General features: G+C 66.0%; 3 protein-coding genes. All 3 read left to right on the top strand.

Features of this window, described 5'->3' with window-relative positions:
• Positions 1-607: GTP cyclohydrolase II (gene ribA, locus APH30_RS27000; RefSeq protein ID WP_054914243.1), on the top strand; the 607-nt coding region annotated here is incomplete at its 5' end.
• Positions 604-1023 (top strand): hypothetical protein, encoded by a 420-nt coding sequence (locus APH30_RS26995; RefSeq protein WP_054914242.1) that lies wholly within the window; start codon positions 604-606, stop codon positions 1021-1023. The genes ribA and APH30_RS26995, both read left to right, overlap by 4 nt.
• Positions 1023-1841: a cobalamin-binding protein gene (locus APH30_RS26990; RefSeq protein WP_054914241.1), complete on the top strand. Its 819-nt coding sequence runs from the start codon at positions 1023-1025 to the stop codon at positions 1839-1841. The genes APH30_RS26995 and APH30_RS26990 overlap by 1 nt, the downstream gene beginning before the upstream one ends.
• The last annotated feature ends 103 nt before the right edge of the window (positions 1842-1944 follow it).

The raw sequence follows: 1944 nt of genomic DNA, 5'->3' as shown, positions 1-1944 counted from the left end.
CTTTGTTGCCGCCTCTAAACTCCCGACGCCCTTCGCGACCTTCACCATGCATGGCTTTCTTGATGAAGCCACCGGCCGGGAGCATGTGGTGCTCAGCCTGGGTGACATCGCGGATGGTCAGCCGGTGCTGGGGCGCCTGCATTCCGAATGCCTGACCGGCGATGCCCTGTTCAGCCAGCGCTGCGACTGCGGCTCGCAGCTGGAGGCCGCACTGCAGGCAATCGCCCGCGAGGGCCGCGGCGTATTGCTGTACCTGCGCCAGGAAGGCCGTGGCATTGGCCTGCTGAACAAGATTCGTGCCTACGAGTTGCAGGACGGCGGCGCGGACACCGTGGAAGCCAACGAGCGGCTGGGTTTTGCCGCCGACCAGCGTGACTACGCCATGTGCCTGCCCATGCTCGAACACCTGGGCGTGAAGGCGCTGCGGCTGATGACCAACAACCCACGCAAGGTCAAAGCCCTGACCGACATGAGCATCGTGGTCGCCGAGCGTGTGCCGCTGCATACCGGGCATAACCCGCACAACCGCTACTACCTGGCAACCAAGGCCGGCAAGCTTGGCCACATGCTGGGCAACGAACACCAGGGCGAGGTGCCCCAGGCGTGACCCGCGCCCAGGTCAAGCGGCGGCTGGCGCTGGCCTGGTGGCAGTACCTGGCGGTGGGCCTGCTGCCGCTGCCGGTCATGAGCTGGGCTTTTGGCGGCGGTGAGGCGCTGGTGCCGATTCTGGCCATGCCGTTGTTCATTGCCGGCGCGGCCACCATGTTCCTCAGCCTGCCCCGTTTCGGTGCCTACAAGCGTGCACTCATCGCCACCTCGAAAGCCCTGGGTACTGCTGAAGAGCCTGCCGCGTGGATCGAGCTGGCACGGGTACGGCGCCTGGCCATGTTGTACGCCTGCTTCCCGGCCTGGGTCGCAGCGCTGTCTGTAGGGGTCGGTCTTGAAGCGGTGCCGCAGATCCTGTTGGCGATATCCACCGTGGTGGTGTTGTCCCTCTACCGCATTCCACGACAGCTCGGCTGATGCGCCTGCTGCCTGGCCTGCTGGCACTGTTCGCCTGTGCCGCGCTGGCTGGCGAACCCTTGCGAGTGGTCAGCCTGGCGCCTTCGATGACGGAAATCATGCTCGAACTGCAGGCCGATGACCTGCTGGTGGGTGTGCTTGATGGGGGCGAACGGCCAAATGCGTTGCGCGATTTGCCCTCGGTAGGCCGCCAAGGCCAGCTGAACATGGAGCGCCTGCTGAGCCTGCGCCCCGACCTGTTGCTGCTGTGGCCAGGCAGCGTGCCGCCGGCGCAACGCGAGCAGCTCAAACGCCTGGGTATCACGACCTTCAGCGCCGAACCCCATGACCTGGACCAGCTCATCGAGCAGATCGCCGCGATTGGCGAGCGCGTCGGCCGTGCCGAGCAAGGGCAGCAGTATGCCCGGGCCCTGCGCGAGCGGTTGCGGCAACTGCGCCAGCAGTACCGACGTGACGAGCCCTTGCAGGTGTTCTACCAGGTGTGGGATCGGCCTTTGTACACCCTTGGTGGCCGCCAGGTGGTGAGCGACGCACTGGCCGTATGCGGGGCGCGCAATGTGTTTGCCGACCTCAGCCAACCGGCGCCGCAGGTGAGTGTGGAGTCGGTGTTGCTACGCAACCCCCAGGTCATCCTGGCCGGTGACCAGGCGCAGTTGACCCGCTGGCTGGCCTGGCCGCAGTTGCGCGCCGTTGCCCACGCCGGTTTGCTGGTGGTACCCGATAAAGGCCTGGAGCGCCCGAGCGGGCAAATGATCGAAGCCACCGCCCGCTTGTGTGCGTTGCTGGCCGCTAAAGCGCCGGCGTCCACGTCACGCTGAACAGCAACGTGCGGCCTTCTTCGCGGTACGGGTGGTAGGCCCCTTCGTAGCTGTACAGGGCGCGGCTATAGCGGCGGTCCAGCACGTTATCCAGTTTGGCTTC

Origin of the sequence: Pseudomonas sp. NBRC 111127, assembly GCF_001320345.1 — a bacterium.
Lineage (GTDB): Bacteria > Pseudomonadota > Gammaproteobacteria > Pseudomonadales > Pseudomonadaceae > Aquipseudomonas > Aquipseudomonas juntendi.
The sequence above is the reverse complement of the archived record's forward strand: the minus strand, read 5'-3'. Positions and strand labels throughout refer to the sequence as shown.